The following is a 5,295-nucleotide window of genomic DNA, read 5'->3' as shown; positions in this document are numbered from 1 at the left end:
GGTGCCTGCGTCTCCAGAACGTGCCTTGCCGCCTCGGTCAGGTCGATGCGGTCGGCGCGCGGCCGCCGGCTGCCAGGCTCCGCCCGCGACAAGGTCAAAAGCTGTTCGGCCAGCCGGGCAAGCCTGCCCGAGCTCGCCTGCAGCGCCACCAATGCTTCCTGACGCTGATCGGCGCCACTTTCGCGCAACGCATAGCTTGCCTGCGTCGAGAGCAGCGCCAACGGTGTGCGCAACTGATGCGCGGCGTTGGCGATGAAGCGGCGCTGCGCCGCCATCTGTGCGCGCACACGCGCCATGTAGGCGTTGAGTGCGTCGATCAGCGGGCTGATTTCGCTCTGCACGCCGGGCACTTCCACCGGATCGAGGTCACTGCGGCTTGGCGAGCGCACGGCGTCGCGCAGACTGATCAGCGGCGCCAGGCCCCGACGCAGGCCAAGCAGCACGAACACGCCGGCAATCGCCACCAGCGCCAGCTGTTGGGCAAAGGCGCTGAACCAGAGCCGCTTCACCATTGCGTCATGGCCGGCAAGCGTGACGCCGACGGTGACCGAAATCGGTGAATCGCCACCGGCGCCAACCACCGCGTGGCTGAGCGTCAGCAGCCGCAACATGTGATCGCGGTAGCTGGCCTCGACGCTCGCCTTTTGCGGCGCTTCGGGCAAATCCGGGTACCCGGTTAAGAGTCGTCCGCCGGCGGTTTCCACCCGATAATAGACGCTGTCGCGGTCGCCGGTGTCGAACATCTCTATCGCGGCCGGGGGGATGGTCGCGTCGAGCACGCCTTCAGTCATTTCGACCTGCTCGGCGATCGCACGTGCCGAACCCACCAGCATGCGGTCGGTCACCAGGTCGGCGGTCGCCAATGCGTTGTGCTGGCTGGTCCACAGGTTGATGGTTGCAAGCCCGGCGAGCGGGAGCACCACCCAGGCCAGCAATTGCAAGCGGAGGCTGCGGATCCTCATGGCCCGGTATCGTTGAAGCGCAGGAGGTATCCAAGACCGCGCAGGGTAGCGATCTGGACGCGCGAACCCTCGAGTTTCTTGCGCACGCGGTGCACATAAATCTCGATGGCGCTCGGATCGGCATCGGTCTCGAAGTCATAGATCGCCGCCGACAAGGCCGCCTTGCTCACCGTGCGCCCGGCTTTGACCACCAGTTGTTCGAGCACGGCGTGTTCGCGCGGCGTCAGCGAGAGCGTCTGGCCCGAAAGAGAGAACAGCCTCGTATTGGTGTCGAAGACAAGATCACCACAGGCGATGACGGGAGCGGTGCGGTCATTCGCCCGGCGCAGCTGCACGCGGATGCGCGCTTCGAGTTCCTCGACCTGAAAAGGCTTGGCGAGATAGTCGTCCGCGCCCTCGTTGAGACCTTTGACCCGGCCGTCGAGGCTGGCATTGGCGGTCAGCACGATCACCGGCACCGCGTTGCCGCGTGCCCGAAGCATGCGCAACACCTCCAGTCCACTCATTCGCGGCAGCGCAAGGTCGAGGATGACGAGCGCGTGGTCGCCAGCCGCGAGTGCGTGCTCGACATCCTCGCCATCATGGACGACGTCGACCACGTAATTCGCCTGGCGCAAGGTCTTGCCCAGCCAGTCGGCCAGTTCGCGATTGTCCTCAACAAGCAGCAGTCGCATGTCTACGGCAGCTCCGGATCCCACCCGATGTCTTCCAACGGATCGCCTGGCCTTGAAGGGCGCCCGACGATCTCCGTTGAATGAGCGACAGTATCGGTCTCAACGCAAGATAAATGCGGCCTGGTCTCGTCCGGCAGCCATGTCGTGAGCTCATGTCTAAGCCATTCCTTCTATCAAATCGAACCGAACGGTTCGGTTCTGGTTGACAGATTGTATCGCATATAGTGAACAATGGCGATCGGAGGGACCTCGTAATGCCACGTAGCTGAGCGCATAACAGTATGAATTTATTACATAAATTAAATGACGATTGCTGCGTCGCAATATGCATTGTTCATAATATAATGAAGTCGAGCAGAATCGAAGCCTCTGGTAATCCCAAACTGCCACTCCTACTTCGAGGTGGTCCGAGCGACGCGAAATTCCTCCCGAAGGCACGCCACTGGACGGACAGACTAGAAAACTGGAGTAACCCAAATGACCAAGATCGCTCTTACCGCCGCGGCCATCCTCGTCGCCACGGGCACCGCTTTTGCCGGCAGCGACAACTACAATTCCAACGCCAATCAGCCCGCCGCCACTGTCGACCACTCGGTGACCGCTTCGATTTCGAAGTCGAATGCCGCCCCGGTCCAGGCCCAGCAGGGCGCTGATCGCAACCTCTTCGGCCGCTAATCGCGACCGCCCGTCAAACCAAGCTTCAATTCAGGAGTATTTAAAATGACCAAGATCGCTCTTACCGCCGCCGCCATCCTCGTTGCCACGGGCAGCGCTTTCGCCGGCAGCGACAACTTCGGCTCGAACAACGCCAACCAGCCCGCCGCCACTGTCGACCACTCGGTCACCGCTTCGATCTCGAAGTCGACTGCCGCGTCGGTCCAGGCCCAGCAGGGCGCTGATCGCAACCTCTTCGGCCGCTAATCGCGACCGCCCGTCAAACCAACCTTCAATTAGGAGTACTTAAAATGACCAAGATCGCTCTCACCGCCGCCGCTATCCTTGTTGCCACGGGCAGCGCTTTCGCCGGCAGCGACAACTTTGGCTCGAACAACGCCAACCAGCCGGTTGCCAGCCAGTCGACGTCCAACATCGACACCCTCCACACCGGCTCGATCCTGAAGTCTGATAAGGCGCAGGCCGATGCCAACGCCAAGGTGCCTGCTCAGTCGGGCCAGGGCATCTGGGGCCGCTAATCCCTTCGACTTCGCATGACTACAAAGAGCGGTGGGCCTAGCCCGCCGCTCTTGTTTTTTTGGGCAGAAGCTCTGACCCCACAGTGTCGGCATGCCCATACGTTATGGCAGGTAGATCAGCCGAAGCAGTATCCGCGTTCACGCTTCCCGCCGCCACCGACCGATGGTCGTCCGTCAGCATCGATATTCTGTCTCCCTGCGATGGCTGCACCCCGTGCAAGCCAATGCGCTCATTTCAAATCGAACCAATCGGTTCAATTAATGTTGAAGAGCCGTGAGCGCGAAGCGGGCAGGAGGGTTTTGAAACACTATGTTACTCTCCGTGATGGATAGCATAAACATCTGATATTGTTTGAAAAAGACCCGATCGTCTTGGTTCTGAACTTGACTTCAAGGTCTTGGAATCGGGGCGTGAGGGAACATGTTCGTGATTGGAAGTCGGCAAACCAACGACCCATTTTCCGGATTGTCCGAGCGACGCGAAATTCCTCCCAAGGGCACGCCACTAGACGGACAGACCAGAAACTGGAGTAACCGAAATGACCAAGATCGCTCTTACCGCCGCCGCCATTCTCGTTGCCACGGGCAGCGCTTTCGCCGGCAGCGACCATTATGGATCCGACAATGCCAACCAGCCGGCCGTCACCGCGCCCGCGGGCAACATCGACCACACCTACACCGCTTCGATCCGCAAGCCCGTCGAGCACCATGGTTTCAAGCTGACGCCCGATTCCAACCAGCCGGAATCCGGCCAGGGCAACTGGGGCAACTGATCCAAGCAGATGCCTCGATTACAAAGAGCGGCGGGCTTGGCCCGCCGCTCTTGTTTTGTCGTGAGGCCGGTCGGTTGCTGCGGCCCGATGTCTGGAGCCGGCAAAAAAGCCATTCCAGGTCCGGGAATAAAAGCAGGCCGACACAGGTCTTGTCCTTAGCGGAACCGTCCTCCCAAGACGCCGCCCCAACGGACAAACCAGGAGATTGAAATGAACAGGATCGCTCTCGCCATCGCCGCCATTCTCGTTGCGACCGGCAGCACTTTCGCCGGCAGTGACCACTTTGGCTCCGACAATGCCAACCAGCCGGTTGCTCCGGTCGCCGGTGTCGATCATGCCGTGACTGGCGCGGTGAAGACCTCCGGCATGGCCACGCACAAGGCTGTTGCTTCCAAGGTCAAGACGACCACCGAATGGCCGGAACCCGGCCACGACAATTGGGGCAACTGATAATCCGACATGCCTTGCGCTCGGCGGGAACGGTCGGAACGGAAGTTCTAGCCCAGGTCCTTCGGGCGCAGGCAGTGAGTAAGCCTTGCGGAAGACAGGCCGGACCAATCGCCCTCCAAGACAAAGCGCGCAACGGCTGCCGTCGGGAACTTTTCCTCCAGCCTTTTGCGCGCCTTGGCTTCCGATGCCGGTTCGGCAAGCCGTTTCGCCAGCTCTTCCAGAACCGGATTGTGGCCGACCACCGCCAGGCAATTGCTTGACAGGTCGGCCTTCCGGATCTGGCTCAGAATGTCCTCCGGCGAGGCATCATAAAGCGTCTCCGCAAACGCGACCCTTGGATGCACCGGCAGTTCCGCGGCCACCAGCCGCCAGGTGTCGTGGGTGCGCAGCGCCGGCGATACCAATACCAGATCCGGCAGCCAGTCGCGTGCCGCGAGCTCGCGCCCCATCAATCGAGCGGCCTTCACGCCGCGTTCGGCAAGCGGCCGGTCGAAATCAGCGAGACCGGGATCGTCCCAGCTCGACTTGGCGTGGCGAAGCAGGAGAAGCTGTTTCATCGCCACCCTTTCTCCTCAGGGCGTAATCCGCGCCAGATGTTCGAGATCGGCTTCCTCGCGCAGCGGATCGGGCGCCATCACCACCGAAGTGCCGTTGTCGGCATCATCGGCGAAATGGGCAAGCACAGTTCGGCCGGCCTCCATGCGCGCCTTGCCTTCCGCCACGAGCCCCAGGGCCAGCGGATAAAGCCGGTGCTCGGCTTTCAGCACCCGGGCGGCGAGCGTGTCGGCATTGTCGGCGACCATCACCGGCACGGCCGCCTGGGCGATAACAGGCCCGTCATCCATTTCGGGCGTGACAAAATGCACCGTGCAGCCATGGATGCGCATGCCTGCGGCAAGTGCCCGCGCATGGGTATCGAGGCCCTTGAAGGCCGGCAGCAGGGCAGGGTGGATGTTGATCATCCGGCCCTGCCATTTCTGGACGAAGCCGGGGGTGAGGATGCGCATATAGCCGGCCAGAGCCACGATCTCGGCGCTGAATGCCGTGAGCGCGGCATCGATCGTCGCGTCATGCGCCTGCTTGCTGCCATGGTCGGCGCGGGCGATGACCTGCGTGGCGATGCCGCGCGCCCTGGCGATGCCAAGACCGGCAGCGTCGGCCTTGTCGGAAATGACACCGACAATCTCGGCCGGAAAAGCCGGGTCGCTGGCGGCCGCGTTGGCGGCCAGATAGCTCATGTTGA

At 61.9% G+C, this 5,295-nt stretch carries 10 protein-coding genes; 5 read left to right on the top strand and 5 right to left on the bottom strand.

Annotated features, from left to right (window positions below; all coding sequences use genetic code 11):
* Positions 1-962, bottom strand: a 962-nt coding sequence (locus J0I79_RS03295; protein WP_292855298.1) for a sensor histidine kinase, incomplete at its 3' end; no start/stop codon positions are given.
* Positions 959-1,636 (bottom strand): response regulator, encoded by a 678-nt coding sequence (locus J0I79_RS03290; RefSeq protein ID WP_292855297.1) that lies wholly within the window; start codon positions 1,634-1,636, stop codon positions 959-961. The genes J0I79_RS03290 and J0I79_RS03295, both read right to left, overlap by 4 nt.
* 477 nt (positions 1,637-2,113) lie before the next feature.
* Between J0I79_RS03290 and J0I79_RS03285 the strand changes: the two genes are divergently transcribed.
* The 3 genes from J0I79_RS03285 to J0I79_RS03275 are packed head-to-tail and all read left to right on the top strand — an operon-like array spanning position 2,114 to position 2,829.
* Positions 2,114-2,311: a DUF680 domain-containing protein gene (locus tag J0I79_RS03285; protein WP_292855296.1), complete on the top strand. Its 198-nt coding sequence runs from the start codon at positions 2,114-2,116 to the stop codon at positions 2,309-2,311.
* Positions 2,312-2,356: 45 nt separating this feature from the next.
* Positions 2,357-2,557 carry a DUF680 domain-containing protein gene (locus J0I79_RS03280; RefSeq protein WP_292855295.1) on the top strand — a complete coding sequence of 67 codons (201 nt, stop codon included), beginning with the start codon at positions 2,357-2,359 and terminating at the stop codon, positions 2,555-2,557.
* Positions 2,558-2,601: 44 nt separating this feature from the next.
* Positions 2,602-2,829, top strand: a complete 228-nt coding sequence (locus tag J0I79_RS03275; protein ID WP_292855294.1) for a DUF680 domain-containing protein — start codon at positions 2,602-2,604, stop codon at positions 2,827-2,829.
* A gap of 390 nt (positions 2,830-3,219) precedes the next feature.
* On the opposite strand, the gene J0I79_RS35090 is transcribed toward J0I79_RS03275, so the two are convergent.
* Positions 3,220-3,330, bottom strand: coding sequence for a hypothetical protein (locus tag J0I79_RS35090; protein WP_366013674.1), 111 nt, complete (start codon positions 3,328-3,330; stop codon positions 3,220-3,222).
* Between the two features lie 38 nt (positions 3,331-3,368).
* Here J0I79_RS35090 and J0I79_RS03270 point away from each other — a divergent pair, with 38 nt between their 5' ends.
* On the top strand, positions 3,369-3,602 hold the full coding sequence (locus J0I79_RS03270; protein ID WP_292855293.1) for a DUF680 domain-containing protein: 234 nt from the start codon (positions 3,369-3,371) through the stop codon (positions 3,600-3,602).
* Positions 3,603-3,812: 210 nt separating this feature from the next.
* A complete protein-coding gene (locus J0I79_RS03265; RefSeq protein ID WP_292855292.1) occupies positions 3,813-4,052 on the top strand; it encodes a DUF680 domain-containing protein in 240 nt (79 codons plus the stop codon).
* Positions 4,053-4,099: 47 nt separating this feature from the next.
* Here J0I79_RS03265 and J0I79_RS03260 read toward each other — a convergent pair whose 3' ends face one another.
* Together J0I79_RS03260 and purN are read right to left on the bottom strand one after the other, a co-directional pair.
* Positions 4,100-4,609, bottom strand: a complete 510-nt coding sequence (locus J0I79_RS03260) for a histidine phosphatase family protein (protein WP_292855291.1) — start codon at positions 4,607-4,609, stop codon at positions 4,100-4,102.
* Between the two features lie 15 nt (positions 4,610-4,624).
* Positions 4,625-5,290, bottom strand: a complete 666-nt coding sequence (purN, locus tag J0I79_RS03255; RefSeq protein WP_292855299.1) for a phosphoribosylglycinamide formyltransferase — start codon at positions 5,288-5,290, stop codon at positions 4,625-4,627.
* Positions 5,291-5,295 lie beyond the last annotated feature (5 nt).

Source organism: Mesorhizobium sp. (assembly GCF_017306585.1).
GTDB lineage: Bacteria > Pseudomonadota > Alphaproteobacteria > Rhizobiales > Rhizobiaceae > Mesorhizobium.
Note: the sequence above shows the minus strand (reverse complement) of the source record. Positions and strands in the feature narration are given on the sequence as shown.